This is a genomic window from Geodermatophilus siccatus (genome assembly GCF_900103785.1).
Lineage (GTDB): Bacteria > Actinomycetota > Actinomycetes > Mycobacteriales > Geodermatophilaceae > Geodermatophilus > Geodermatophilus siccatus.
This window is the reverse complement of record NZ_FNHE01000005.1, coordinates 270,499-296,300: the sequence shown is the minus strand read 5'-3', so window position 1 is coordinate 296,300 and position 25,802 is coordinate 270,499. Positions and strand designations below refer to the sequence as shown.

The window sequence follows — 25,802 nt, the reverse complement described above, 5'->3', positions numbered from 1 at the left end:
CGACCCACCGGCGGCCACCGCGTCCGCCCGGGCGGTCGCAGAGCCGTCCGCCCCTGGCGACCCGGGCTCCAGCGGAGTCACGATCTGGGACGACCGGATCGGGAGGCCGCCGTGTACCTCACCCAGGGGCTGCACCGCCACGTCCAGCAACGCCCGCACGAGACCGCCACCGTCTGCGCCGGCCGCACCCGGACCCACGCCGAGTCGGTCGACCGGATCGCCCGGCTCGCCGCCGCCCTCCGGCAGCTCGGGGTCCAGGACGGCGAGCGCGCGGCCATCCTGTCTCTCAACTCCGACCGCTACTCCGAGTTCCTCGCCGCGACGCTGTGGGCCGGCGGCGTCGTCGTCCCGGTCAACATCCGGTGGAGCGTCCCCGAGGTCGCCGACTCGCTCGCCGAGGTCGACGCCCGGGTCCTCGTCGTCGACGACGTCTTCGCGGCCTGCGTCGACGGTATCCGGTCGGGTCACCCCCGGCTGCAGCACGTCGTCCACGCCGGTGACGGGCCCCCACCCGACGGCATGGTCGCCTTCGAGCAGCTGGTGGAGAAGCACGAGCCGGTCGAGGACGCCCGCCGCGGCGGGGACCAGCTCGCCGGCGTCTTCTACACCGGCGGCACCACCGGCCGGGCCAAGGGCGTGATGCTCAGCCACGACAACCTGCTGACGTCGTCCATGGGCGCGCTGGCCACCGAGCACTTCGCGCCCGGCGGCCTGCTCCTGCACGCCGCGCCGATGTTCCACCTCGCCGCCTTCTCGACCTGGGTCACAGGCGGCGTGGTCGGCGGCACGCAGGTGGCGATCCCGGTGTTCGACCCGGTCGCCGTGCTGGCCGCCGTCCAGGAGCACGGCATCACCGACGTGCTGCTGGTCCCCACGATGATCCAGCTGGTGGTCGACTCCCCCCGGGTCGACGAGTTCGACCTGACCAGCGTGCAGCGGGTGATGTACGGGGCCTCCCCCATGTCCGATGCGCTGCTCGGCCGGGCGGTGAAGGCGCTGCCCAACGCGCGCTTCATGCAGGCCTACGGCATGACGGAGCTCGCCCCCGTGGCGACCCTCCTCACGCCCGACGACCACGAGGACCCGCGGCACCGGCGCTCCGTCGGCCGCGCCGCTCCGCACGCCGAGGTGCGCGTCGTCGGCCCGGACGACGTCGAGCTGCCCCGCGGCGAGGTCGGGGAGATCGTCGTCCGCGGCGGGCACGTGATGCTCGGCTACTGGGACCGCCCGGAGGAGACCGCGGAGGCGCTGCGCGGCGGCTGGATGCACACCGGCGACGCCGGCCGGATGGACGACGAGGGCTACGTGTACCTCACCGACCGCCTCAAGGACATGATCATCTCCGGCGGGGAGAACGTGTACTCGGTCGAGGTGGAGAACGTCCTCGCCCAGCACCCGGCGGTGGCCACCTGCGCGGTCATCGGCGTCCCCGACGAGACCTGGGGCGAGCGCGTGCACACCGTCGTCGTCCCGGCGGCCGGCGCGGCCGTGACCCTCGAGGAGCTGCGGGAGTTCTGCGCCGACCGGATCGCCGGCTACAAGGTGCCGAGGTCGATGGACGTCGTCGACGCACTGCCGGTCTCCGCGGCCGGCAAGGTGCTCAAGCGGGCGCTGCGCGAGCCCTACTGGGCCGGGCAGGAGCGCGCCGTCCACTGACCCTCGACTGCTCGGTGGCAATCCGGGTCATGTGGGTGATTCGGTACGGGCGACACGGGCGGCCGAGCCGACAACGCGTCGGGCGACACGCCCCAGTGCAAGACGCGCCGAGGCGGACATCGTGTAACCGCAGAATGACCATGTGTACACACTGATCGGTGGGGACGGCGTCCCCTACCAATCTCCAACCCCCGGGACCTTCGGCGGATACAAGCCCATGCGGATCTACGGGCGACTCGACTGTCCCTCGGCTCTTCGGCACATCGCCGCGGGTCACTATGTCCCGCATCGCGTCTTCTTCGCCGATGAGGCCACGGCCGTCGCGGCCGGCTACCGACCGTGCGCACGGTGTTTGCCGGTCGCCTTCAAGCAATGGAAGCAGCGGTCGTAGCGGGCGGTGTAGTCGGAAGCCCGTCGCCGAGTCGCTCGCGCACGTCCGCGTCGGACTCGGCGTCGATCAACAGCGACTGCAACAAGGGCGGCTTCGCTAACCTCCCCGGCCAGCGCGAGGGTCAGCGATCCGAGGTCGTGCAAGAGACCCTCGGGCGTCTGGCGGACTGAGCGGAGGTCCCGGCGTCGTCGATGCCACGGGTCACGAGGCGGCACGCGGCGGCATCAGCTCGTGCGGCTCCCCGGTGATGCACCCGTCTCCTACTCTCGGGCCGTGTCCGTCGCCGATTCGCTCGACCGTCTGCGCGCCGCCGCCGACGACGGGCGGCTCGAGGATCTGGCGCGTCGGCACGGCGTCACGCTGATCACCGTCTTCGGCAGCGCCGTCCGCAACCCGGAGCGGGCCCGGGACCTCGACGTCGCCGTGTCCCTCCCTGCAGGAGCACACGGGCTGCTGGCACTGGTCGGGGAGCTCGCCGACCTGACCGCCAGCGACGACGTCGACCTGCTGGTCCTCGACGGCGCCCCTCCGACGTCCCGGTTCTCCGGACTGGTCGGCGCGCAACCCCTGTACGAGGCATCGGCCGGCCTCTTCGCACGAACACAGATGGCTGCGGCCCTGGAGTTCTACGAGACGGCGTGGCTTCGTGACCTCGACCTAGAGCGGATGGCGACCTCGTGACACCCCGCCCGGTGGACGTCGCCTCGGTGCAGGCCAAGCTCCGGTCACTCGACGAGCTGGGCAGCGCGCTCCGCCTAGTCGGGGAGGTCGACGGCGCCCGGCTCGGACAGGACGTGCTGCTCCGCCTGGCGGTGGAACGAGCTCTGACCCAGACCGTCGACCTGGCCGTGGCGGTGTGCAGCCACGTGTTGGCCGCCGAGACGACGACGGTCCCGACGACGTACCGCGACGCAGTCCGCGCTGCCGCCGAGCATGGCCTGATCGGCACCGATCTGGCCCGGTCGCTGGTGGCCGCCGTCGGCCTGCGCAACATCCTGGTGCACGAGTACGCCCGTGCCGACCTCTCGATCGTCGCTGCGGCCGTGCCCGGGGCACAGCGGGACCTGGCGGACTTCGTCCGGCAGGTCGCGAGTTGGTTGCAGCATCGGAGGTGATCCGGGGGTGTTCCGCGCCAGTCTCGGTCGCTGACCGCGACCCTGGCCGGAGCCCTGCGGTCTTCGAGTGCGACGGTGGCGGTCCGGCGTCGCTGTGTCCTACGGCGGAACGGTCGCCGGCGCCCTTGCTGAGGGCGGCCGGGCTAGGCAGTGGAGTGCGCGATGTGGCTACGGTTCCCCCGAGACGTCGCCACGAGGGAGGTCACGGTGGACTCGGTCGGCATCCGTGAGCTGCGCGACGGGCTGAGCCGGTACCTGGCCGAGGTGCGCACCGTCACCGTCACCGTCACCGACCACGGCCGCCCGATCGCCCGGATCGTCCCCGTCGACGAGCCCAGCCCGCTGGAACGGTTGATCTCGGAGGGACACGTACAGCCGGCCCGCCGGCGCACGCGCTCGGCGCCCCGGCCCGTCGCGGCCTCCGGGACGGTCAGCGACCTGGTGACCGACCAGCGCAGGTGATCGCTACGGTCCGCCCGTGACCTCCGAGGACGGCCGGCCGCCGCGGGGCCGCCTGGCCCGGACGGCGCGGCTCGCCGCACTGCCCGCGGCCTACGCGGGGCGCACCGCCCTCGGGCTCGGCAAGCGGATCGGCGGCCGCCCCGCCGAGGTGGTCGCCGCGCAGGTGCAGCAGCGCACGGCCGAGCAGCTGTTCGCCGTCCTCGGCCAGCTCAAGGGCGGCGCCATGAAGGTCGGCCAGGCGATGTCGGCGATGGAGGCCGCGCTGCCCGAGCAGCTGGTCGGCCCCTACCGCGACGCGCTGGTCCGGCTGCAGGAGGCGGCGCCGGCCATGCCGGCCGACCTGGTGCACCGGCAGCTCGAGCAGTCGTTCGGCACCCGCTGGCGGCGGCTGTTCCGCGACCTCGACGACCGGCCGGTCGCGGCGGCCAGCGTGGGGCAGGTGCACCGCGCCACCTGGTCCGACGGCAGCCCGGTGGCGGTGAAGGTCCAGTACCCCGGCGCGGGCGAGGCGCTCGTCGCCGACCTCGGGGTGCTGCAGACGCTGACGCCTGTCCTGCAGGCGGCCGCGCCCGGCCTCGACGCCCGGCAGCTGCTCGCCGAGCTCCGCGACCGGCTCGTCGACGAGGTCGACTACGTCCGGGAGGCCGAGGCCCAGACCGCGTTCGCCGACGCCTACCGCGACGACCCGGACCTCGCCGTCCCCGACGTGCTGGCCGTCGCAGGCCAGGTCCTGGTCACCCGCTGGGTCGACGGCACCCCCCTGTCGCGGGTCATCGCCGGCGGCGCCCGGGACGACCGCGACCACGCCGGCCGGCTGCTGGTGCGCCTGCTCGCCTCCGCGCCGGTGCGCGCCCGCCGGCTGCACGGCGACCCGCACCCCGGCAACTTCCGGCTGCTGCCCGACGGGCGGCTCGCCGTCCTCGACTTCGGGGCGACCGAGGCCCTGCCGCACGGCTGGCCGGCCCGGCTCGGCCCGATGCTCGCCGCCGGGCGGGACGGCGACGCCGCGGCCCTGCACCGCATGGCCGCCTCCGCCGGACTGCTGCGCGCGGACCAGGTTCCCCCGCAGGCCCTGCTCGCGCTGCTCGACCCCTACCTGCAGCCGCTGCGCAGCTCCACCCACCGCTTCACGAGGGCGTGGCTGCAGGAGCAGACCCGGCTCGCCTCCGACCCGTTCAGCGCCGCCGCCCGCACCCAGCGCCGGCTCACCGTCCCGCCGCGCCACCTGCTGCTCCAGCGCGTGGCCGCGGGGCTGGCCGGCGTCCTCTGCTCGCTGGACGCCACCGTGGCCGTGGACGCCGAGCTCCGGCGGTGGCTGCCCGGCTACGACACCTCCCGGGACGCGGGCACCGGGCGCTGACGGCGGGCAACCACGCCTCTCGGTCACGGACGAGGACGACGCCGTCACTCGCTGACTGTCAGACCCTCGTCGATGATGTAACGGAGATGACCAGGACCGATTGCGTCGACATCACGGTCTGCACGAACGGCGTGTTGACGTACGACGAGATCGGCGGACACCTGCGCCCCTCGGGCACCGGATCCGTCGAGATCGACCTGACCGGTCTCAAGTTCATCGACCCGGCCGGGTTGGTGAGCCTCGCCGTCATCGCCGAGCGGGCGACGCTGCTGCACCGCCCCGTCCGCTTCCGCAAGCCCGAGGGCGGCGACGTCGCGAACTACCTCACCCGGATGCGGCTCGGCGAGCAGCTCACCGGGCTCGACGTGGTCCACGACCTGCCCCAGGTGCGGGAGCGCCGGCTCGGCCACCGTCTCGTGGAGCTGCGCCGGTTCGACGGGGAGGCCGGGCTGGACACCGTCGCCGCCGCCCTCGTGCAGACCTACGTCGACGACCACCCCGAGCTGATCCAGCCGCTGTACGCGGCGCTCGACGAGATGGCGCGGAACGTCCTGGAGCACAGCACGCGGTCGCACGGCTACGTGGCGCTGCAGCGGTACGACAACAGGGGCGACATCTCGTTCGCCGTCGGTGACAGCGGCATCGGGCTGCGTGAGCGACTCGCCGCGGTGTTCCCCGTACCCGACGACCGGACGGCGATCGTGCGCGCGGCCCAGGTGAACGTGACCTCGATCGGCCGCCCGGGCCGCGGACGCGGGATCAGCCGGGTCATCGGCATCACCGGCGAGCACCGCGGCAGCGTGACGCTCATCAGCGGAGCGGCCAGCGGCACCTTCCGGCGCGGTCACCTGGACCCGGAGCTGAGCGATCTGCCCGCGTCCTATCCCGGTACGCTCGCCCACGTGCGCCTGAGCCTGTGAGGAGGTCGATGACCGTGCCTGCTGTCCTCCCACCGATCGAGGTCCCGCAGCTGAGCGGCGGCCGCGAGCGCGCCCGTGCCCTCGTCGACGGCCTCGCGGACCGCATGTCCGGCGCCACCATCGTGGTGGACTTCCGCCGCATGGTCGCCGGCACCCCGTCCTTCGCCGACGAGCTCGTCACCCGCGTGCTCGTCGACGGCGGCGCCGCGGTGCTGCGCGCCGAGCACGTCACCCGGGAGTTCGGCGAGTACCTGCTCGAGGCGGCCCGGGACCACGGGGTCGCGGAGCGCCTGCAGACCGCCTGAGCGGTACGTCAGTCCGTGGCGCGGACGGCCTCGCCCGTCACGCGCATCGCCGTCTCCCACGCCTCCGCCTCCGCCGCGGCGGTGCCGGAGTCGTCGCCCTGGAACCAGGGCAGTGCGGCCGTCTCCCACGCCAGCGCGGCCTCCCGTGCGGCGGACGACGACACGCGGTGCACGAGCATCTGGTACCTCGCCCGGGCGGCCGAGAGCTGCTGCTCCGTGCTCCGCAGGGGCAGCAGCTGGGTCCGGTCCCGGTCCAGCGCTGCCCGGTAGTCGGCCATGGCGGCCTGCAGCTCGATCAGGGTGTCGCGCTGGAACTGGCGCGTCGCGCGCTCCCGCTGCTCGTGCCGTGCCCGCGCCGCGGCACGGGCCTTGAGGGACTCGGCGGTGGCCTGGGCCGCGACCGTGAGCAGCCCGCCGGCCACCACCCCGATGAAGGCCCAGACGGCTGTGCTCACTGCGCACCCCCTCGCGCACTCACAGTCAAGGCTAGGGCCGGGGTACGACGAGAATCCTGCCGTTCACCCGCCCCGCCCGAACGGGCACCGCGGCTCAGCCCAACGGGGAGCGCCCGGTCGGCGTCCCCACGCAGGGTGACGGTCGGAGGCCTCCGTGTCGCATCCGGGGAGCCCCCGCGGTACCCCCCTCGAGAGCTACAGATGGCCTACGATCGTAGGCATGCGGGTGGCATCCAGGGAACTGCGCAACGACACGGCCGGCGTCCTCAGACGGGCCGCCGCCGGCGAGGTCGTGGAGGTGACGGTGAACGGCGAGGCCGTGGCCGAGTTGGGCCCGATCCGGGAGCAGCGCTCGCACTGGACGCCCAGGGCGGTCTTCGCCGCGCGGCTGGCGCGGGCCCAGGCCGACCCGGCACTCCGGGAGGACCTGCGTGCCCTCACCGGAGACACCGACGAGCTCGGGCCCATCAGGTGAGTCGCGGCCTCCTGGACACCAGCGTCTTCATCGCCCGGGAGGGCCGGGGGCTGGACGTCTCAGCCCTGCCGGACGAGGTCGCCGTCTCCGTGGTGACCTACGGCGAGCTGCGCGCCGGCGTCCTCGCCGCCACCGACGTCTCGGTGCGGTCCCGCAGACTGTCCACCCTGCAGACCGTGGCCGAGCTCCACCCTCTCCCCGTCGACACGGCCGTTGCCGACGAGTGGGCCCGGCTGCGGCTCCTCCTGGCCACGGCTGGACGACGGGTCGACGTGAACGACACCTGGATCGCCGCCACCGCGCTCGCGCACGACGTCCCGGTGGTCACCCAGGACACCGACTACGCGGCACTCGCGGAGATCAGCGACCTGCGCGTCATCCCCGTCTGACCCCGCGCGTGCGCGCCTGCGGCGGGCCGTGGGTCCCGGCCGGGGACGACGGTGCCCCGGCCTCCCCGTGGAGGCCGGGGCACCGTCAGTCCCGGGGGTCCGTGCTCACACGCCGGCAGGCACGCGATCGGACGGACGGCGGCGGGCGCCGAGCACGGTGCGGGCCAGGCGCATCGGGCCGGTGTCCCAGGGCCGCAGCGTCTCCACCGCGGACGGCGCCGGCGCCTCGGCCGCCGCGGCGGCCCGCTCGGCCGCGCGGGCAGCGGCCGCGCGCTCGGCCGCGGCGGCCGCCTCAGCGGCCTCGCGCCGGGCGATGATCGCCTGCTTCTGCCGGTCGATCCGCTCCTGCTCGGCCATCACGAGCATCTCCTCGCGGGCCGCGGCCACGGTCAGCCGCGACTCCTTCTGCAGCTCCTCGATCTCCACGTCGCCGGAGTCGCGCAGCGCCGCGAGCCTGTCGTAGGCCGAGGGCGGGCCGAAGTTCAGCAGCAGCTTCATCAGCACCGGCAGGATCTCGATGCTCATGAACAGCAGCGACAGCATCACCTGCGCGGCGGCCAGGGTCGCGTTGCGGTCACCCAGCCGGTCGAGTGCCTCCAGCCGCGCGAGGATCCCCGCCGACTCCTCGTTGGTGGCGTCGAACGCCGTCTGCAGCCGGGTCTGCTCCGCGGTCAGCCGCTCCAGCTCGGCCCGGTCGGACTCCAGCGAGGCCGACGCCAGCTCCGCGGCCCGCCCCTCCGCCGCCGAGGCGGCCGTCGTCGCCGCGTCCAGCGCCGACCGCGCCGACTCCACGACCGTCGCCTGGGCGTCCGCCGCCGCCCGCGCCTCGACGTACGCCTGACCGGTCCCGGCGTCCCCGGTGCCGCAGGTGCCGTCCAGCTCGCACTGCGCCTTGGCCTCCAGCTCCCGCTGGGTGGCCAGCGCCGCGTCGTAGGCCTGCTGGGCCGCCGTCGCGTCGCCGTGCACGACCGCCAGCTGCGGGTCCGCGACGCCACCGGAGGCCACGATCGACTCCTGCAGCGCCACCTGCTCCCGCAGCTCGGGGAGCCCGGCGAAGCGCGCGTCGGTCTCCAGCGACTCCCGGTAGGCGTCGGCCGCCTCGGCCTGCATCGCCTTGACCTCGGTGTCGATCTCCGAGGAGAACACCTGCAGCGTCAGCGGGGTCGCGATCACCGCGCCCAGGATCAGCGCCAGCCCCACCCGGGGGACGGCGAGCACCAGGTTCCGCTTCAGCGAGGCGTCGTGCGCCATCCCGACCAGCAGCATCCGGTCGAGGTTGACCACGACCGCGCCCCAGCCCAGGCCGACCAGCAGCGCCAGCGGCCACCACACGCCCAGCGCCATCGCCACGGCGAACGCCATCGAGACGACGGCCAGCCCACCGGTGCTCAGGAGGACGCCGCCCAGGGCCACGAACCGCGGTCGCGCACCGGGCGCGGCCTCCAGCACGTCGGGGCGGGCGCCTCCGAGCACCGCCAGGCCGTCACCGAGTCGTCGCTGCCATGCCGCCATACCGAGCCACTCCCGCGACGACGGGGGTAGAGATCGGTCCGTCGTCTCCCCCGGCTCATCGGCACCCGTCCGGCGCGTCCGGACGAGCCAGTCACACCCGCCCCAGCTGCGACAGGACCGCCCGCCCGAGTTGCCGCGCTCCCGACCCCGGCGGAAGCTCGCGTCTCCCGACCCCGGAGCCGTCATGCCCCGTGTCCGCCGCACCGCCGCGGTCCTCGCCGTCGTCCTGGCGGCCGCCGCCTGCACCAGCGACGGAGACACGGGCCCCTCGCAGCGCACCGGCGCCGACGGCGGCCCGGCCCTGCTCGGCACCGTCGACCTCGACGCGGCCGTCGGCGGCGACGCCCGGCTGCTCGACCTCGCCGCTCCCCCCGGTGGCGACCCGGTCGCCCTGCTGGGCGACGGCGGCACGCGCGGCTGGCTGGTGCGGGTCGGCTCGGGTGGGGACGGCCCGATGGCCACGACGCTGCTCGAGCTGCCCGCGGTCGGGGACGACGCCGAGCTCACCGTCCTGGCCGACGGTTCGTTTCTCGTCGCCACCACCAGCCCGACCACCGGGTACCAGCTGCTCACCGTCCGGCCCGACGGGCAGGCCACCGTCACCGCCCTCGGCGTGCGTCCCGAGCGGGCGGCCACCGCCCTCTCCCCCGACGACCGCACGCTCTACGCCGCGCTCGCCCTGCCCGACGCCGGTCCCGCGCAACTGCTCGCCGTCGACCTCGCCGCAGGTGTCGTGTCCCGCACCGCGCCCGTCGTCCCCGAGGGCACGGTCACCGCGCTCGCGGCCCGCCCGGACGGTGGTCTGGCCGCCCTCGTCGACAGCGGGGGGCGCGCCCTGCTCGCCAGCTACGGCGCCGACCTGCGCCCGGTGGGCGAGCCGGTCGACCTCGCGCCCGACGCCCCGGTCGGCGTTCCGGCCGACGTCGACGTGACCGCCGAGGGCACCGTGGTCGCCACCGCCCACGTCAGCGACGGCCGCGAGCTCGGCCGGCTGGTCACCGTGGTGGACGGCGCGGTCGCGACCTCGGTGGAGCTGGACGGCGTGGGTGACTCCGCGCTCGCCGTCGTCGTCTCCCCCGACGGCGGCACGGCGTGGGTGCCGCAGGCCGACCTCTCCTTCCCCGCCGAGCTGGTCGCGATCGACCTGGCCGGCGGGCAGCGGGTGTCGGCCGTGCCGCTGTGCGCGGGTGCGGCCGTGCTGGGCGACGTCGCCCCGCTCGACGGGGACGCCGGACTCGTGGCCACCGGCTCGTGCGTGGACGGCGACGGCCCGCAGGCCACCGCCTTCCTCGTCGGCTGAGCGGGGGCTCAGCCCTTCATCGAGCGGACGACCAGCGCGGCCGCCCCGTAGGCGAGTGAGCTGGCGACCGCCCGCAGCGTGGTCGCCCGCCCGGCCTGCGCAGCGGCCGCGAGCGCGGTCAGCGCGTCGATCGCGTTCATGCCGGCCACCACGGCCAGCCCGCGGTCGACCTCCTCGTCGGTGCGCGCGGTCAGCGCCAGGACCGAGATCGCCAGCGCCCGGCTGCCGAACAGCCGCTGCAGCTGCAGGCCCGCCGGGGTGACCGGGACGCCGTAGGTCCCGGCGACCACCCTCGGCGCGACGATGCTGGTCAGCCCGAAGGCCGCCCCCGTGGCGCCCAGCGCTCTCGCCAGCTGCTGCTTCGACATCCCCGCGACCGTCGTCGCCATGGCGCACCTCCTGGAGGCCGACCCGACGGCTCGGCTCACCGTCTCCCGGGAGTCAACCAGCAACGCCGTCCCCGCGCAGCCGACGCGGGTGGCTACCGTCGCGCCATGGCTGCCGACCCCGGTGCGGGGCCACACCCGCCGCCCGACGTCGAGCTCGCCCACCGCCGCACCAGCTGGGGCGTCATGCGCAGCCGCACGGTGGGCACGCTCCGCGCGGGCGTCCCCGAGGTGGTCGTCGTCCCCGGCCTGGCCGTGGCCGACTACCTCCAGCCGGCGCTGTGCGAGCTCGGCGCATGGACCCGCGCCCACCTGGTCGAGCTGCCCGGCTTCTCGGGCAGCGGCGAGCCGCCGCACCCGCTGGACGTCGCCCAGTTCACCGACGCCGTGGTGCAGTGGCTCGACGCCGGCGGCCTCGGCGGCGTCGTGCTCGCCGGGCACTCCAGCGGCACGCAGGTGGCGGCGCGGGTGGCGGTCCGCCGTCCCCGGGACGTGCGGGCCCTGGTCCTGGCCAGCCCCACCATCGACCCGCGCTACCGCAGCCTGCGCCGGGTGCTGCTCGCCTGGCGCCGCAACCACGCGCTGGAGCCGCCGAGCCTCGACGCGCAGCACACCTCGGAGCGGCAGCGCGCCGGACTGCGCCGGGTCCGGCACGCGCTCTCGGCGCACCTCGCCGATGCCCTCGAGGACGTCGTCCCGCAGGTGCAGGCGCCGGTGCTCGTCCTGCGCGGGGACCAGGACCGCCTGTGCACGCAGGCGTGGGCACGCGAGCTCGCCGCCCTGGCGCCGGACGGCCGGTTCTGCGCCGTGCCCGGCGCGCACAGCTTCGTGTGGACGGCGCCGGACGCCTGGTCCGCCCCGATCGAGGGCCTGACCCGCGAGCTGCCCTGACGGGACCGCGGGTCCAGGAGCCGGAGCACGGTGCCCCCGCGGCCGGAAGGGCAGGAGCCCCGCCTCATCCGCCTCCAGCGGTGATCATGCGGGTGGACGCCAGGCCGGGTCGCGGCCGGTGAGGCCGAGCAGCCGGTCCAGCGGCGGGGCGTCGTCGGGAACGGGCACCGCCGGACCGAAGAGCCCGGGCGTGGGCCCCTGGGCGGCGGCCTGGGCGGCAAACTCGGTGCACGCCGCCACCGACGCCGGGTCGGCCGTGTAGTCCTGCCCGGTGGCGACGGCGAGGTCCCAGCCGTGCACCAGCACCTCGTCGAGCGTCACGACCGCCGCGACCGGCGCGGGCATGACCACGCCGCCGGCCTCCGCGGTCCCCTCCCACGCCGAGGGCCGCTGCCACGCCTCCACCAGTGCGTCGAGCTGGGCGGGGATCCGGGTGCGCCAGTCGGGCGGGAGGTCGTCGGGCGACGCCGACGGCCCGCCGGACACCGGCGTCTTCTCCGCGGCCATGCGGAAGGCCGTGGTCAGGCCCACCACGTGCGCGAGCAGCCCCGCGACCGGGGTGCCGTCGCACGGGGTCGGGTGGCCGAGCTGGTCGGCGCGGATGCCGGTCACCACCCGGGCCAGCTCGGCCGCCTGGGGGGCGAGGTCCAGCCGTGTTGTCTCCATGGGAGGGCAGACCGGCCGACGCCCTGGAAGTCACCGGCGCGTGCGGACGTCGTCGTCTTCGCGCACCTCACCGGCTGAGCTCCCCGGTCCTCACGTTCCGCCGCCGTACCATGACGGTTCGCGCCCCCCAGGGAGAACACCGCCCATGCCGTACGGCTCACCGGATCGCTGGCCCGCCGTCCGCCGCCGCCGGACCCGTGGCACCACGACCGCCGACCGGCCCGCGGACGACTGGTCCGGGTACGACGACGACTCGGCCCCGGTCCCGCCGCGCTCGTCGTGGGACGACGTCGCCGACCGGTACGGGTACGACGGCTACGGTCCGGCGCCGGACGAGCAGCCCGGGCGCCGGCGGCGCCGCCGCGACCGGGACGAGCCGCGCCCCGCCGGCGGACGACGGGACGGCGACGAGCGGCCCGACCGGCCGCGCTCCCGCACGCGTCGGCTGCTCGTCCGGCGGATCGCGAAGGTGCTCGCGGTCGGCTTCGCCGTCCAGGCGCTGGTGATGGTGTCGCTGCGCTGGGTCGACCCGCCGACGACGGCCTTCATGGCGGCCAACCCGGACGGCGCCATCCAGCAGTCGGTGCCGGTCGAGCACGTCTCGCGCAACTTCCTCGCCGCGGTCATCGCGCACGAGGACGCCAAGCTGCCCTACCGCGCCGGCGCCTTCACCTGGGGCGAGATGCTCGGCCGCGCGCAGGCGCACCTATCCGGCGAGGAGGACCCGTCGGGCTCGACCATCCCGCAGCAGGTCGCCAAGAACCTCTTCCTGAACCAGGAGATGAGCGCCTGGCGGAAGGCGGTCGAGGCCGGCCTCTCCGCCGAGCTGGCCCTGGCCCTCGACGACCGGCGGATGCTCGAGCTCTACGTCAACTACGCCCAGTTCGGACCATCGCTGTACGGGGTCTGCGCGGCCAGCTGGTACTACTTCGACCGCCCGCCGCAGGACCTCCCGGTCGAGCAGGCCGTGCAGATCGTCGGGCTGCTGCCCTCCCCCGGCCACGTGCAGCGCGCGCCCGGCGGCGGCCTGGACTTCGACGTCGCCGACGGCCAGGGCTGGCTCTCCCGGTCGCACGTGATCAACGCCCAGAAGCGGGTGCCGCGGCACATCGAGCGCCTCGGCTTCCAGCCGGTCGAGGACGCCGGGGTGACCGGCCTGGCCAGCGACCAGCCGCCCTCCGGCGACGACTGCTCGACCCGGCCGCAGGCGGTCGCCGACCTGATCGCCGCCGAGGGCACTGCCTGACGCGACCCCTCCCCCCGCCCACGGTGCGGGCAGGGGGTGAGGCTCCCGAGGAACACCTTCCTCGCGAACCTCCACCCCTGCTCCCACCTGTAAGCAGGGGCGGAGGTTGCCGGGGTGCACGTGCGGCGGGCCTCGGCCTGCGTCGTCGTCCGGGCCGCCGGGGCGTCGCGCGGTCCGGTCCACGCCGCGACGACCGCACCGACACGAGGTCGTGATCTGCGGTCGCCGGCACCACGGGGACGACCGGGGTGCGGCGGCGGACGGCGGTCAGAGCGGGCGGACGGCGGCGGTGACCGAGCGGGTGCCGCCCGCCCACGTCGGCAGCACCGCCGCCTTCACCCCGGGCCCGCCGGTGACCACGACCCGGACGTCGTCGGCCGAGGCCGCCACCCGCAGGTCACCGGGCCCGTAGGCGGACGACACCCCGGCCAGCCGCGCGGCCCCTGCGGCGAGCACCGCGTTGCCCTCCGCGAACAGGAACCCGGACACCTCCTCCGGGCCCCACCCGTGGCCGCGCAGGAACCCGGCCGGCTCCGGTGGCAGCAGCAGGAACGGCTCGCCGTCGCGGGAGCAGCCCGGGTCGCCGGCGGCCAGCGCGACCCCTGCCAGGGCCGCGGCGGCCGGCGCGAGGACCTCGGCCGGCGTCCGGTAGCCCGACGCCGGCAGCACCTCGAGCACCCCGCTCGCCCCGACGACGGTCACCGCGTCACCGTCCGCCGGAGGTGGGAAGGGCCCTGGCAGCGAGGCGGTGCAGCACGTGTACTTGCCCGGCCAGCCGATCGTCGCCATGTCGGTCAGCCCGGCCCGCGCGCCGCCGATGCCGGCCAGGGCCATCGACACCGCCCGCCCGACGCAGGCGTTCGCCCGCGACCCCGGGCCCAGCCCGCCGGCCGGCGTCAGCCCGAGGGACGCCGCGACCGGGCCGTGCACTAGCACCGCCACCGCGGGCGACCCGGTCGTCGTCGCGATGCCCAGCAGGTTGAACCGCGGCTCCAGCGCCGCCCGCACCGCGGCCACCACGACCGGAAGCTCGGCCGGCCGGCACCCGGCCAGCACCGCGTACCAGGCGACCGCCCGCACGGTCAGCTCGCCGAACAGCGGCGGCACCTGCCCGAGGACGGCGTCCGGCGCGGCGACGCCGTCCACCATCGCCGCGAGCCGGTCGGCGATGGGGAGCACCACCGGCAGCCCGTCGCCGTGCCCGGCGGCGAGCAGCTCGGCCGCCACCGCGGCGGGGTCGGCGTCCGGCTCGACCAGCGGCCGCTCAGGCACGGTCCACGGGGCGGGAGGGCACGGCGCGCGACACCGCCGCCGTCGCCCCGAACGACGGGATCCACGCCGAGTGCTTCCCCGCTCCCCCGGCCACGAGCACGTGCAGCATCTCCGGGCCGGTGCTCACCGTGTACGCGTCGCCGTCGGGCACCACGCCCCAGTCCTCGAACTGCCGCTGGTTGGCCTCCGACACCCTCGACACCGGGATCCGTGCCCGCTCCCAGAGCGCGTCGCGGACCGCGTCCGCCGTCCACCCGTCGCGGGCGAAGGTCGCCGCGTGCTCCGGACCCAGCACCAGGAAGTGCGGGCCCTTCACGTACACGTTGTTCGACCCCGGCTGGGCCATGGTCCCGGCGATGGTGAGCAGCAGGTCCTCGGCCGTCGTCCCGCCGTGGTCGTTGACGTTGTGCGGCCCCTCGGTCGCCGCGACCGTCACCACCGACTGCCCCGGCGCGAAGCCGCGGCGCACCGAGAACGGCGGGAAGGGGCTCTCCTCCTCGTTCTCGCCGAAGCAGAAGGTGTACTTCGCCGGCCCGCCCTGGGTCGCCCGGTCCATGACGCCCGGCCGCGCCCCGCCCACGTGCGTGGCGACCAGCTGCACCGCCCGGCCGATGACCGCGTTGGCCCGGGTGCCCTGGCCCAGGCAGTTGCCGCCGGAGTTGATGCCCAGCTCCGCGCGCACCGGGCCGTTCACGACGACCATCGGCGCGCAGGGGTGCGTGGTGGCCAGCACGCCGTGCAGGTTGTACTCGGGGGCCTGCAGCGCGCGGACGGCGGCGAGCACCACCGGCAGGTCCGCCGGCCGGCAGCCGGCCATCACCGCGTTGGCGGCGAAGCTCTCGCGGGTCGGCACCAGCCCGGACGGCGGCAACGGTCCCAGCTCCAGGTCGATGCCGTGGAGCGCGGCGAGGGCGGCCGCCACCCGGGCCGGCGTCGGGGCCACCAGCGGCAGGCCGTCGCCCCAGCCGCGGCGGTACGCCTCCTCCTGCCAGCTCTCCTCGGTGACCCCCGGCAGGTCCACCACGGCGCTCACGACAGACCCCTCGCCTCGTCGGCCATCCGCAGCAGCTCGGCTGCCGCGCCCTCGATCCGCCCGGCCAGCTCCGCCTCGTTCAGCCCGCCCACCGGGTGCGGCACCACCAGGAGGCGCGGCTGCACCCGGCGCGCCCGGGCCTGCGCCTGCACCAGCGGCAGGAACGTCTCGGTCACCACCAGGGGTGCCACGACGCCGCGCCGCTCCAGTTCCACCGAGTCGTGGAGACTCCACGACGAGCACGAGCCCTAGTCGCCGACCGCCACCAGCACCATCTTGAAGCGCTGCGACAGCCAGTCGATCTGGTCCGGGTCGGCCGGGACCGAGGCGCTGTCCTTGGCCGCGAAGCCCAGCTCCGGCAGCTCCCAGTGCGCCTGCAGCCGCGCACCCAGCCCGCGCAGCAGCTCGGTCGCGTTCGGCTTGGAGTTGGTGAACAGCGCGACGTCGCGCCACGTCGCCGTGCTGCCGGTGGCCTCCACCGGCCCGGCGTCGTCCTCCGGCAGCACGCCGTACGTCGGGTCCACGACGCGCAGCGACCCCGCGCCCGCCGCCAGTGCCGCGACCGCGGCCTCGCCGGCGGCCCGACCGTCGGCCTCGGCGGCAGTCAGCGACTGCTCCGCCCCGGCGCGCGCGTCGCCGGCCACGAGGACGCCGTCCTCCGGGACCAGCCGGCCGTCGGCGTCGGCGGCCAGCCCCGCCACCAGGCCCTCCGGACCGCGCCGGTTGACGAACGGGAAGACCCCCGCGACCGCCAGCTCGCGCTCGCCGTCGGCGGTGCGGACGACGACCCCCGACAGCACGCCCTCGCCGCGCAGGGCGGTCACCGCCGCGCCGGTCACCACCTCGACCCGCTCGTCGGCCGCCAGCCGCGCCGCGCGCGCCGCGGACCACCGCGGCTCCCCCGGCACCAGCACGGTCACCGCCGACGCGTAGCCGGCCAACTCGAGCGCCTCCTCCGCCGTCCACTCGTCGTCGCCGACCACGGCGACCGGGCGGCCGCGGAACAGTGGCCCGTCGCAGCCGGCGCAGGTCGAGATCCCCCGGCCGACGAGCGCCTCCTCCCCCGGCAGCCCGAGCCGCCCGGCGGACAGCCCCGCCGCGATCACGACCGCGCCGGCGGCGACCTCGCCGTCGGCGGTCTCCAGCCGGGCCGGTGTACCGGGGTGCACGCGGGTGACCTCGGCACACGACAGACGGACACCGGCGCCCTCGGCCGCTGCGGTCAGCGCTGACACCAGCTCGGGACCGGTCCCGCCGGGGTGGTCGTGCAGCACGGTCAGGTTCACCAGCTGCCCGCCGGGGCTCATCCGCTCGTAGGCCACGACGCGCAGCCCGCGCTCCGCGGCCACCCGGGCGGCGGCCAGGCCCGCGGTGCCCGCGCCGACGACGGCGACGTCCCAGTCGGTGCTCACGCCAGTAGCCCCGTCGAGATCCGCGGCCACAGCGCGTCGGCGCCCTCGGCGGCCAGCCGGCGGCCCAGCTCCCGGCTCCAGCACCGCTCGCCGCCGAACTCGTCGCGCCACGACCACAGCCGCCGGGTGAGCTGCCCGAGCTCGTACTCCTTGGTCATGCCGATCGCCCCGTGCGCCTGGTGGGCGGCCCGGGCGGCGACCGTCGCCGCCTCGCCGGCCGCCGCCTTGGCCGCGGCGACGTCGTCGAACGAGGGGTCCGGCCGGGCGTTCAGCGCGGCGACCTGCGCGGCCAGCCCGGCCAGCTGGGCCTCCTCCGCGATCGTCACCAGGTGCGCCTGCACCGCCTGGAAGCGGGCGATCGGCCGGCCGAACTGCTGGCGCTCGCCGGTGTAGCGCACGCTCAGCTCGGTCACGCGGGCCAGCGCGCCGGCGATCTGCGCCGAGCGGGCCAGCGCCCCGCGCAGCCGCAGCGCCGCGGGGTCCACGCCGTCCGGCGCGGGCGCCACCGCGTCCTCGGGCAGCTCGACGTCGTCCCACACGAGGGTGTCGCGCGGCTCGGCGGCGAGGTTGCGGCCGGGCGTGACGGTCGCCGCGGCGGTGGGCGCCGAGACGACGAACCGCTGCCCGCCGCTCTCGGCGACGGCGACCACCCGGGTGCTGCGCCCGCCCCACGGCACGCGGGACAGCCGCGCGGTGAGGCGCCGTCCGGTGAGCCGGACGGTGTCCCCGGGCCGGCCGACCGCCACCGACAGCGGGCCCTCGGGCAGCTCGAGCCCGGCCGCGGCCAGCGCCCAGCCGGCGAGCAGCCCGGTCTCGGCCAGCGGCACCGGGGCGGCGAACCGGCCGGCCACGGTCAGCAGCGCGCAGGCGTCGGCGACGTCCCCGCCGGAGCCGCCGGCCGCCTCGGGCACCGACACCGTCGGGAAGCCGGACCCGGCCAACGCGTCCCAGAGCCGCTCGCTCCAGCCGGTCGCCTCCGCGGCGACGACGTCCTCGGGCGTGCACAGGTCGCGGAACAGGCCGGTCGCGACCTCGGTGAGCATCTGCCGGTCGTCGCTCATGCGGCCAGTCCCTTCGCGGCGACGGAGCGGAGGACCTCGGTGGTGCCGCCGCGCAGCGTGTACGACGGCGAGGTCAGCACCGCCTCGGCGAGCAGCGAGCAGAACAGCGAGCCGGAGCCCTGGTCGAGCTCGGTCCCGGCGGCCTCCCGCAGCGCCTCGACCAGGTCCTGCTCGAAGCGGGTGCCGACCTCCTTGACCAGCGCGGCCTCGACCGCCGGCGCCGCCCCGGCGTCGAGCGCGCGGGCGACCGACAGCGACAGGTGCCGGATGGCGCGGGCTCGGCCGGCCAGCCGGCCGAGGACCGCGGCCTCGTCATCGGTCACCCCGGGGCGCTCGCGCAGCCACTCGCGCAGCACCGGGAAGGTCGACAGCCAGCGGTCGGGGCCGCTGCGCTCGTAGGCCAGCTCGCTGGTCACCTGCTGCCAGCCGCTGCCCAGCTCGCCGAGCACCATGTCGTCGGGGACGAACACCTCCTCCAGCGCCACCTCGTTGAAGTGGTGGCTGCCGTCGAGGTACGGGATCGGCGAGATGCGCACGCCCGGCGCGGACAGGTCGACGACCAGCTGGGACAGGCCGGCGTGCTTGCGGCCCTCCTCCATCGGCGAGGTCCGGCACAGGACGGCGAAGAAGTGGTTGCGGTGCGCCTCGCTGGTCCACACCTTGGTGCCGGTGACCGTCCAGCCGCCCTCGACCCGGGTGGCGCGGGTGCGCACCGAGGCGAGGTCGGACCCGGAGTCGGGCTCGCTCATGCCGAGGGAGAAGTAGACCTCCCCCGCCGCGATGCCGGGCAGGAACCGCCGCCGCTGCTCCTCGGTGCCGAAGTGCAGCAGCGCCGGCGCGGTCTGCCGGTCGGCGACGAAGTGCGCCCCGATCGGCGCCCCGGCGGCCAGCAGCTCCTCGGCGACGACGAACCGGTCGACGGCGCTGCGCCCGTGCCCGCCGTACTCCTGCGGGATCGCCATGCCGACCCAGCCGCGCTCGGCCAGCGTGCGGGAGAACTCCGGGTCGTGCCGGCCGGCGAAGCCGAGCGCCGGGCGGTGGTCGGGCGGCAGCTCGGCGGCCAGGAACTCGCGCACCTCGGCGCGCAGCGCCTCCTCGGCGGGGCTGAGCGCGGTGGGGGCGAACTGCACGGCATCCCTCCTGAAGGTGGACCCCGCCGGGCCGGCGCCGTCGCCGGCCCGGCGGGGGGTCGGGTCAGGCGGTCTCGCGCCGCCGCTGGGACCACATCTGAGTGGCCCGCTCGAAGTGCAGGGCGGCCTCCCAGCCGATCCCGGGCGGGCCGGCCTCGGTGCGGAAGGAGCGGACCGCCTCCCGGGCCAGCTCCGGGTCCTTGGCCGCGCGGCCGGCGAGCTCGAGGGCGAGGTCCTCGACCTGGTCGTCGGGCACCGCCTTCCAGGCCAGGCCGATCTCCGCGGCGCGCACGCCGTCGATCTCCTCGCTGAACAGGCCCATCGCGGCGGTGGCCTCGCGGCCCGCCGTCCGGCTGCTGATGGTGAAGTAGCCGCCGCCGGGGTGCAGGCCAATGCGCAGGAAGCCGGCCAGCAGCCGGGCGCTCTCGGACACGATGCGCAGGTCGGTGGAGAGCGCCAGGTTGATCCCCGCGCCGACGGCGGCGCCGCGGACGGCGGCGATCGTCGGCACCTGCAGCGTGCCCACGCGGCGGAAGGCGGTGTAGACCGCGCCGAGCTCCTTGTACGTCTTGTCCTCGGCCTGGTCGCTGCCCGGCGTCCAGCGCCGGCGGTCGGCGCCCGAGCAGAACGTGCCCCCGGCCCCGCGGACGACGGCCGCGCCGATCGCCGGGTCGGCGTCCACCTCGTCGCACAGCTCCGACAGCTGCAGCCCCATCTCCGGGGTGAGCCCGTTCTTGACCTCGGGCGAGTCGACCGTGAACACGGCGACGCCGCCGTGCCGCTCCAACTGGATCTGTCCCACGGGGGGTGTCCTGCCTCTCTGCTGGGGTCCGGGGTGTGCCGCTGAGGATGCCTACTCGCCCACCGGCTCCCGCGAGCCGGTGGTGCGGACCAGGACGTCGACGGCGGTGGCGCCCCGCCCGCGCGGCGCGACGACGAGCGGGTTGACCTCGAACTCGGCGAGCCGGTCGCCCGCGGCCAGCGCGGCCTGCGACAGCCGGACGACGGCGTCGACCGCGGCCGGCACGTCGGCGGGCTCGGCGCCGCGGAAGCCGGCCAGCAGCGGCCAGGCGCGCAGGCTGCGCAGCATCGCCCACGCCTCCTCCGGCGTCACCGGCGCCAGCGCCGAGGCGAGGTCGCGGTAGAGCTCGGTGGTCACCCCGCCGAGCCCGACGGTCACCACGGGCGGGAACCCGTCGCGCCCCGCGGTGACCGCGAGGACCAGCTCGGTGCCCGGCGGGACGAGCTCCTGCACGAGCACGCCCTCGACGCCGGGGACGTGGTGCGCCCGCGCGGCGTCCAGCAGCTCGGTGAAGACGGTGGTGGCCTCGTCGGGACCGACGCCCACCCGCACCCCGCCGACCTCGCTCTTGTGCGCCAGGTCGACGGCGGCCAGCTTGAGCACGCCCGGGCCGGGCAGCGCCGCGACCGCCGCGCGGGCTGCCTCGGGCGTGGTCACCAGCGTGGACGACGGCTGCGCGATGCCGATCGCCCGCAGCAGCGCCGCGCCGTCCACCACCGGGGCCGCGACCAGCGCGCGCACCTCCGCGGCCGGGACCTCGGGCACCGGCGGCAGCGGCGGCGGGGTGCCGCGGTGCCGCGGCGGGGCCAGCCGCGCGGCGACCCGGGCCAGGTCGCCGACCGAGCCGAACACCGGGATTGCGGCCTCGCGGAGCACCCGGCGGCCCTCGACCGTCAGCTCCTGGCCGGCGATCCAGCCGACCAGCAGGGGGCAGGGCAGCTTGGCGGCCGTGGCGACGAGGTCCTCGGCCAGCCGGGCGCCGGCGTCGCCGACGACCATGGTCACGAGGACCGCGACGACGTCCACCGCGTCGTCCTCGGCGATGATCCGGCAGACGTCGCCGAAGGCGTGCGCGCCCCGGTTGAACAGCTGCGCGGTGACGTCGACCGGGTTGGCCAGCGCGCCGAACGGCGGGATCAGCGGGCGCAGCCGCGCCTGGGTCGCCGCCGAGAGCTCGGGCAGCTGCAGGCCGACGTCCGCGCACTGGTCGGCGGCCAGGCTGCCGGCTCCGCCGGAGGTGGTGACGACGGCGACCCGCGACCCCTCCGCCGGCTTCCCGGCGGCCAGCACCGCGGCGACGGCGAGCAGCTCGTCGATGTCGTCGACCAGCACCACGCCGTACCGCCGGGAGGTGAGCACGAAGGCGACGTCGTCACCGAGCATCGAGCCGGTGTGGCTGGCCACCGCGCGACGCCCGGCACTGGAGCGCCCCGAGCGCAGCACGACCAGGTGCTTGCCGGCCTCCTGCGCGCGGCGGGCCAGCTCGGCGTAGGCCGCGCCGTCGCCGGTGGCCTCGACGTAGAGCATCAGCACCCGCACCGTCGGGTCGGCCAGCAGGTGCAGCGAGACCTCGGTCAGGTCGAGGTCGGCCTGGTTGCCGGTGCTGAACCACGCCGCCAGGCCCAGCCCCATGTCGGTGGCGAGGTCGAGCACCGAGCCGCCGACCGCACCGCTCTGCCCGACGTAGGCCACGCCGCTGCCGGAGGTCAGCGGCCGGTCGGCGGCGGCGGTGAAGGTGGCCACCACGCCGGTGGGCGCGTAGAGGAAGCCCTGGCAGTTCGGCCCGACGACGCGGACGCCGGTCTCCCGCGCCACCGCGGCCAGCCGCTGCTGCAGCGCCACCCCCTCGGGGCCGACCTCGGCGAAGCCGGAGGCGTAGACGACCGCTGCCCTCGCGCCGACCGCGGCGGCCTGCCGGATCGCGTCCTCGACCCGGTCGGCGGCGACGAGCACGAGCACCAGGTCGACCGGGCCGGGGACCTCGGCCAGCGTCGGGTAGCAGCGCCGGCCCACGAGCTCGGAGTGGTTCGGGTTGACCGGGTAGAGGCCACCCTCGTAGCCGTGCTCGACCAGGTAGCGCAGGGGCCGGGACATGATGTTCTCCGGCCGGCCGGAGATGCCGAGCAGCGCGATCCCGCGCGGCCGCAGCAGCGCCTGCAGCCCGTCGTCGTGCGGGTGCGGCGTCGGCGCGGTCATCGGCGGAACGCCTCCTCGGGAGGACGACAGGTGGGCCGACCGCAGCTAAGTTGACGTCGACGTCAATGTCAACGCAAAGAGGTGACCGTGCCCCGACCCTCCGCCGCCGGGCCGCCTCCCGGGGACGCCGGCACGAGCGCCCCGCCCGCGCTGCCGACCACCGAGCGCGGCCGGCGCATGCGGGCCCGGCTGCTCGTCGCGGCCCGCGAGGTGTTCGAGCGCGACGGCTTCCTGGAGGCCCGCGTCACCGACATCTCGGCGGCGGCCGGCGTCGCGCACGGCAGCTTCTACACGTACTTCGGCTCCAAGACCGCCGTCTTCCGGGCGCTGGTGGCCGAGACGATGGACGACCTCTACGCCTCGATGTCCACCCGCGGCGAGACCGGTCCGCCGGACGGCTCCCCCGCCGAGGTGGCGGTGCACCGCATCGACCAGGCCAACCGCCGGTTCGTCGCCATGTACCGGCAGAACACCGCGCTCATGGCGCTCTTCGAGCAGGTGACGACCTTCGACCCTGAGGTCCGCGCGCAGCGGCAGGCGGCCCGGGAGCGCAACGTCGGCCGCGTCCGGCACAGCATCGAGCAGCTCCAGCGCGACGGCCTGGTCGCCGCCGACCTCGACGCCGAGTACGCCGCCCACGCGCTGGTCGCCATGGTCAACGGCGCGGTGCACTACTGGCTGGTGCTCGACGGCGACTTCGAGGAGGAGCGGCTCGTCGCCACGCTCACCCGGCTGTGGGCGCAGGCGCTGGGTCTCCCGGTGCACGCCTGACCGAGCCGCACCGACCTGCTCCCGGACGGCACGACGTGTCCCCGGGGGAGTCGGCCCCTGCTTCCACCTGTGAGCAGGGGCCGACCCTCCGGGGAGTCACCCGGGGTGGCTCGGCCTCAGACGATGCGGGTGGAGAGCGAACCGATGCCCTCGATGCTCACCGTCACCTCGTCGCCGGCCTGCAGCGGCCCGACGCCGGCCGGTGTGCCGGTCAGGACGACGTCCCCGGGCAGCAGGGTCATCGTCTGGCTGACCCAGGACACGCACGCCGCGACGTCGAGCAGCATGTCCGCGGTGGTGCCGTCCTGGCGGACCTCGCCGTTCACCGTCGTCCGCAGCGACAGCGCCGACGGGTCGACGTCGGTCTCCACCCACGGCCCCAGCGGGCAGGAGCGGTCGAACCCCTTCGCGCGGGTCCACTGCTTCTCGGCCCGCTGCAGGTCCCGCATCGTCAGGTCGTTGGCGACGGTGTAGCCGAGCACCACGTCGGCCACCCCCTCGGCCGGCACCCGGGTGCACTCCCGCCCGATGACGACCGCCAGCTCACCCTCGAAGTGCAGGTTCTCCGTGTCCGGCGGGTAGGGCACCTCGGCGTCCGGCCCGACGACCGACGTGGAGAACTTGGCGAACACGACCGGGATCTCCGGCACCTCGTTGCCCAGCTCCCTGGCGTGCTCGGCGTAGTTGCGGCCGAGGCACAGCACCTTGCTCGGCTCGACGGGGGCCAGCAGCCGCACGTCGGTGAGCGGGGTGCGCTCCCCCGTCGTCCGGACGCCGCCGAACGGCTCCCCGTCGAGGCGGACGACGACGGCGTCGCCGCCGTCCCCCTCCACCAGGCCGTACGACGCCGGACCCCCGGCCGCGGTGTACCGGACCAGGCGCATCAGATGGCCCGGACCAGACCGCCGTCGACCAGGAAGGCCTGGCCGGTGACGTAGGTGTTCGCACCCGAGGCGAGGAAGGCCGCCACCTTGCCGAACTCCTCGGGGGTGCCGTAGCGACCCATCGGGATGCCGGCCTCGCTCTGGGCGCGGACCTCCTCGACCGACTGGCCGGTCTTCTCGGCACGCCCGGCGTCGAGGGAGGCGACCCGGTCGGTGGCGATGCGGCCCGGGCCGATCGTGTTGACCAGCACGCCGTCCCCGGCCACCTCGAGCGCGACGCTCTTGGCCAGCCCCAGGATGCCGACGCGCAGGGTGTTGGACAGCGTGAGGTTGTCGATCGGCTGCTTGATCGACGAGGACGCCACCGTGACGATCCGGCCCCAGCCCTGCTCGCGCATGTGCGGCAGCACGCCGCGGAAGAGCCGCACGGTGGAGAGCAGGTTGAGCTCGAAGGCCTGCTGCCACTTCGCGTCGTCGAGGGCGTCGAAGCCGCCCGGCGGCGGCCCGCCGGCGTTGTTCACCAGGACGTCGATGCCGCCGAGCCGCTCCTGCGTCTCGTGCAGCAGCCGGTCGAGGTCGGCGGCGTCGGCGACGTCGGCCGGGCAGTGCTCCACCTGCGCGCCGGTGGCGTCGGTGATCTCCTGCGCGGTCCGCGCCAGCTGGTCGGCGCCGCGACTGGAGATCATCACGCGCGCGCCCTCGGCGGCCAGCTGGGTCGCGGTGGCGCGGCCCAGGCCCTTGGAGGCGGCGGTGACCAGGGCGACCCGCCCGGTCAGTTCGAGGTCCATCGGGATGCGCTCCGTCGGATCGGGGGCCGTCAGGCCACGGGGTTGGTGAGCTCGCGGAAACCGGTGATCTGCACGCCGGCGGTGTCGCCGGAGCGGATGTGCACCGCTCCCGGCGTGCCGGTCGAGATGACGTCGCCGGGCAGCAGGGTCATGACCCGCGAGTGGAAGGCGACGAGCCACCACGGCCGGAAGGTCATGTTGGAGACGACGTTGCGCCGGTGCACCTGCCCGTTGTGGATCGTCGCGACCTCGAGCGCGTCGACGTCGTCCACCTCGTCGACGGTCACCAGCTCCGGGCCGAAGCTGAAGAAGGTGTCGAAACTCTTCGAGCGGGTGAGGTAGCGCGGGTTCTTCTCGAGGATGTCCTCGGCGGTCATGTCGACGATCGTGGTGAAGCCGGCGACCACCGAGGGCGCGTCGGCCTCGTCGACGTCCTTGCACTCGCGGCCGATGACCACGCCGAGCTCGCCCTCGGCGGTGGTGCGCTGCGACTGCGGCGGGATCCGGATCGGGTCGCCGGGGCCGATGATCGCGGTGTCGGGCTTGAGGAAGCTGGCCGGCTCGGTCGAGGGCGCCTTCTCCGACAGGTCGGCGGCGTGCTCGACATAGTTCAGGCCGATGCCCCAGATCTTGCGCGGCCGGCGGTAGAGCGGCGCGTAGACCAGCCGCTCCTGCGGCAGCGCGAGCTCGTCGAGCCGGGCGGCGTCCTGGCCGGCCACCCAGTCGCGCAGCCCCTCGACCCGGCCGTGCTCGAGGAGCTCCTGCACCGTCTCCGGCCAGTCGGTGCCCAAGCGCTCGTTGAGGGCGGGCAGCGGCACGGCGCCGCCGGGGCGCACCAGCGCCCCCGGCTCCGCGCCGTCCAGTCGCAGGGTCGTCAGTCGCACGGGCGTGTCCTCTCGCAGGCGGGCCCCGGGCGCGCGGCAG

The 25,802-nt window shown here is 75.7% G+C and carries 27 protein-coding genes and 1 pseudogene; 14 read left to right on the top strand and 14 right to left on the bottom strand.

Annotation, left to right across the window (positions count from 1 at the left end; all coding sequences use genetic code 11):
• Positions 1–111: 111 nt before the first annotated feature.
• From BLS21_RS12120 to BLS21_RS12085, 8 genes are all read left to right on the top strand, one after another.
• On the top strand, positions 112–1,656 hold the full coding sequence (locus BLS21_RS12120; RefSeq protein WP_091218344.1) for an acyl-CoA synthetase: 1,545 nt from the start codon (positions 112–114) through the stop codon (positions 1,654–1,656).
• Between the two features lie 217 nt (positions 1,657–1,873).
• The gene (locus BLS21_RS12115) at positions 1,874–2,047 is read left to right on the top strand and encodes an Ada metal-binding domain-containing protein (protein ID WP_245700348.1); all 174 of its coding nucleotides are present in this window, start codon (positions 1,874–1,876) and stop codon (positions 2,045–2,047) included.
• A 273-nt stretch (positions 2,048–2,320) separates the two neighbouring features.
• Positions 2,321–2,728, top strand: coding sequence for a nucleotidyltransferase family protein (locus BLS21_RS12110; RefSeq protein WP_091218339.1), 408 nt, complete (start codon positions 2,321–2,323; stop codon positions 2,726–2,728).
• Positions 2,725–3,162: a type VII toxin-antitoxin system HepT family RNase toxin gene (gene hepT / locus BLS21_RS12105; RefSeq protein ID WP_091218336.1), complete on the top strand. Its 438-nt coding sequence runs from the start codon at positions 2,725–2,727 to the stop codon at positions 3,160–3,162. Before BLS21_RS12110 ends, hepT begins: the two co-directional genes overlap by 4 nt.
• Positions 3,163–3,369: 207 nt before the next feature.
• The gene (locus tag BLS21_RS12100) at positions 3,370–3,624 is read left to right on the top strand and encodes a type II toxin-antitoxin system Phd/YefM family antitoxin (protein ID WP_091218333.1); all 255 of its coding nucleotides are present in this window, start codon (positions 3,370–3,372) and stop codon (positions 3,622–3,624) included.
• 16 nt (positions 3,625–3,640) lie between these two features.
• A complete protein-coding gene (locus BLS21_RS12095) occupies positions 3,641–4,984 on the top strand; it encodes an ABC1 kinase family protein (protein ID WP_091218331.1) in 1,344 nt (447 codons plus the stop codon).
• Positions 4,985–5,070: 86 nt separating this feature from the next.
• The gene (locus BLS21_RS12090; protein WP_139177087.1) at positions 5,071–5,904 is read left to right on the top strand and encodes an ATP-binding protein; all 834 of its coding nucleotides are present in this window, start codon (positions 5,071–5,073) and stop codon (positions 5,902–5,904) included.
• 8 nt (positions 5,905–5,912) lie between these two features.
• A complete protein-coding gene (locus BLS21_RS12085) occupies positions 5,913–6,209 on the top strand; it encodes a hypothetical protein (RefSeq protein WP_091218326.1) in 297 nt (98 codons plus the stop codon).
• A gap of 8 nt (positions 6,210–6,217) precedes the next feature.
• Here the strand turns inward: BLS21_RS12085 and BLS21_RS12080 are convergent, their stop codons facing one another.
• Positions 6,218–6,664, bottom strand: a complete 447-nt coding sequence (locus BLS21_RS12080) for a hypothetical protein (RefSeq protein ID WP_091218323.1) — start codon at positions 6,662–6,664, stop codon at positions 6,218–6,220.
• A gap of 220 nt (positions 6,665–6,884) precedes the next feature.
• Here BLS21_RS12080 and BLS21_RS12075 point away from each other — a divergent pair, with 220 nt between their 5' ends.
• Positions 6,885–7,139: a type II toxin-antitoxin system Phd/YefM family antitoxin gene (locus tag BLS21_RS12075; protein WP_091218322.1), complete on the top strand. Its 255-nt coding sequence runs from the start codon at positions 6,885–6,887 to the stop codon at positions 7,137–7,139.
• Entirely contained in the window at positions 7,136–7,528 is a 393-nt protein-coding gene (locus BLS21_RS12070) for a type II toxin-antitoxin system VapC family toxin (RefSeq protein ID WP_091218318.1), read from the top strand. Before BLS21_RS12075 ends, BLS21_RS12070 begins: the two co-directional genes overlap by 4 nt.
• Before the next feature lie 105 nt (positions 7,529–7,633).
• On the opposite strand, the gene BLS21_RS12065 is transcribed toward BLS21_RS12070, so the two are convergent.
• Positions 7,634–9,040 (bottom strand): DUF4407 domain-containing protein, encoded by a 1,407-nt coding sequence (locus tag BLS21_RS12065; RefSeq protein ID WP_091218315.1) that lies wholly within the window; start codon positions 9,038–9,040, stop codon positions 7,634–7,636.
• A 184-nt stretch (positions 9,041–9,224) separates the two neighbouring features.
• Between BLS21_RS12065 and BLS21_RS12060 the strand changes: the two genes are divergently transcribed.
• A complete protein-coding gene (locus tag BLS21_RS12060; RefSeq protein WP_091218312.1) occupies positions 9,225–10,340 on the top strand; it encodes a YncE family protein in 1,116 nt (371 codons plus the stop codon).
• Between the two features lie 8 nt (positions 10,341–10,348).
• On the opposite strand, the gene BLS21_RS12055 is transcribed toward BLS21_RS12060, so the two are convergent.
• Positions 10,349–10,729 carry a hypothetical protein gene (locus BLS21_RS12055; RefSeq protein WP_091218309.1) on the bottom strand — a complete coding sequence of 127 codons (381 nt, stop codon included), beginning with the start codon at positions 10,727–10,729 and terminating at the stop codon, positions 10,349–10,351.
• A 105-nt stretch (positions 10,730–10,834) separates the two neighbouring features.
• On the opposite strand from BLS21_RS12055, the gene BLS21_RS12050 reads away from it, so the two are divergent.
• Complete coding sequence (locus BLS21_RS12050; protein WP_091218306.1) at positions 10,835–11,617, top strand: alpha/beta fold hydrolase; 783 nt, start codon at positions 10,835–10,837, stop codon at positions 11,615–11,617.
• A gap of 84 nt (positions 11,618–11,701) precedes the next feature.
• Here BLS21_RS12050 and BLS21_RS12045 read toward each other — a convergent pair whose 3' ends face one another.
• Complete coding sequence (locus BLS21_RS12045) at positions 11,702–12,283, bottom strand: TIGR03086 family metal-binding protein (RefSeq protein WP_091218304.1); 582 nt, start codon at positions 12,281–12,283, stop codon at positions 11,702–11,704.
• 145 nt (positions 12,284–12,428) lie between these two features.
• On the opposite strand from BLS21_RS12045, the gene BLS21_RS12040 reads away from it, so the two are divergent.
• Positions 12,429–13,529 carry a transglycosylase domain-containing protein gene (locus BLS21_RS12040; RefSeq protein ID WP_091218301.1) on the top strand — a complete coding sequence of 367 codons (1,101 nt, stop codon included), beginning with the start codon at positions 12,429–12,431 and terminating at the stop codon, positions 13,527–13,529.
• A 267-nt stretch (positions 13,530–13,796) separates the two neighbouring features.
• Here the strand turns inward: BLS21_RS12040 and BLS21_RS12035 are convergent, their stop codons facing one another.
• The 7 genes and pseudogenes from BLS21_RS12035 to BLS21_RS12000 form a co-directional block, all read right to left on the bottom strand.
• The gene (locus BLS21_RS12035) at positions 13,797–14,801 is read right to left on the bottom strand and encodes a hypothetical protein (RefSeq protein ID WP_091218298.1); all 1,005 of its coding nucleotides are present in this window, start codon (positions 14,799–14,801) and stop codon (positions 13,797–13,799) included.
• Complete coding sequence (locus BLS21_RS12030) at positions 14,794–15,834, bottom strand: hypothetical protein (protein ID WP_091218295.1); 1,041 nt, start codon at positions 15,832–15,834, stop codon at positions 14,794–14,796. The genes BLS21_RS12035 and BLS21_RS12030 overlap by 8 nt, the downstream gene beginning before the upstream one ends.
• Positions 15,831–17,246, bottom strand: a pseudogene (locus BLS21_RS12020) (UGSC family (seleno)protein). The gene BLS21_RS12030 and the pseudogene BLS21_RS12020 overlap by 4 nt, the downstream one beginning before the upstream one ends.
• Complete coding sequence (locus BLS21_RS12015) at positions 17,243–18,307, bottom strand: acyl-CoA dehydrogenase family protein (protein ID WP_091218285.1); 1,065 nt, start codon at positions 18,305–18,307, stop codon at positions 17,243–17,245. The pseudogene BLS21_RS12020 and the gene BLS21_RS12015 overlap by 4 nt, the downstream one beginning before the upstream one ends.
• The gene (locus tag BLS21_RS12010) at positions 18,304–19,437 is read right to left on the bottom strand and encodes an acyl-CoA dehydrogenase family protein (RefSeq protein WP_091218282.1); all 1,134 of its coding nucleotides are present in this window, start codon (positions 19,435–19,437) and stop codon (positions 18,304–18,306) included. Before BLS21_RS12010 ends, BLS21_RS12015 begins: the two co-directional genes overlap by 4 nt.
• Positions 19,438–19,501: 64 nt before the next feature.
• Entirely contained in the window at positions 19,502–20,239 is a 738-nt protein-coding gene (locus BLS21_RS12005) for an enoyl-CoA hydratase/isomerase family protein (protein ID WP_091218279.1), read from the bottom strand.
• 51 nt (positions 20,240–20,290) lie between these two features.
• The gene (locus BLS21_RS12000; RefSeq protein ID WP_091218277.1) at positions 20,291–22,435 is read right to left on the bottom strand and encodes an acetate--CoA ligase family protein; all 2,145 of its coding nucleotides are present in this window, start codon (positions 22,433–22,435) and stop codon (positions 20,291–20,293) included.
• A gap of 87 nt (positions 22,436–22,522) precedes the next feature.
• Here BLS21_RS12000 and BLS21_RS11995 point away from each other — a divergent pair, with 87 nt between their 5' ends.
• Complete coding sequence (locus BLS21_RS11995; RefSeq protein WP_091218473.1) at positions 22,523–23,206, top strand: TetR/AcrR family transcriptional regulator; 684 nt, start codon at positions 22,523–22,525, stop codon at positions 23,204–23,206.
• A 116-nt stretch (positions 23,207–23,322) separates the two neighbouring features.
• On the opposite strand, the gene BLS21_RS11990 is transcribed toward BLS21_RS11995, so the two are convergent.
• The 3 genes from BLS21_RS11990 to BLS21_RS11980 are packed head-to-tail and all read right to left on the bottom strand — an operon-like array spanning position 23,323 to position 25,762.
• The gene (locus BLS21_RS11990) at positions 23,323–24,090 is read right to left on the bottom strand and encodes a fumarylacetoacetate hydrolase family protein (RefSeq protein ID WP_091218274.1); all 768 of its coding nucleotides are present in this window, start codon (positions 24,088–24,090) and stop codon (positions 23,323–23,325) included.
• Positions 24,090–24,878, bottom strand: coding sequence for an SDR family oxidoreductase (locus tag BLS21_RS11985; RefSeq protein WP_091218271.1), 789 nt, complete (start codon positions 24,876–24,878; stop codon positions 24,090–24,092). Before BLS21_RS11985 ends, BLS21_RS11990 begins: the two co-directional genes overlap by 1 nt.
• A gap of 29 nt (positions 24,879–24,907) precedes the next feature.
• Entirely contained in the window at positions 24,908–25,762 is an 855-nt protein-coding gene (locus BLS21_RS11980; protein ID WP_091218268.1) for a fumarylacetoacetate hydrolase family protein, read from the bottom strand.
• Positions 25,763–25,802: the final 40 nt, after the last annotated feature.